1 tRNA gene is annotated in these 226 nt (G+C 49.1%); it reads left to right on the plus strand.

Annotated features, from left to right (window positions below):
- Positions 1–70 precede the first annotated feature (70 nt).
- Positions 71–143, plus strand: a tRNA-Thr gene (locus ADJ83_RS11150).
- The last annotated feature ends 83 nt before the right edge of the window (positions 144–226 follow it).

Raw genomic sequence — 226 nt, forward strand, 5'->3', positions numbered from 1 at the left:
TTAACCGAACGGTCGTAGGTTCGAGTCCTACCTGCGGAGCCATTATTTCAATTTATATGTTAGCCAAAGTGCTTCCATAGCTCAGCAGGTAGAGCACTTCCATGGTAAGGAAGAGGTCACCGGTTCGAGCCCGGTTGGAAGCTTACAAAAAAAGAAAATATGGCCCATTGGTCAAGCGGTTAAGACACCGCCCTTTCACGGCGGTAACACGGGTTCGAATCCCGTA

The organism is Bacillus sp. 522_BSPC, assembly GCF_001076885.1.
GTDB lineage: Bacteria > Bacillota > Bacilli > Bacillales > Cytobacillaceae > Niallia > Niallia hominis.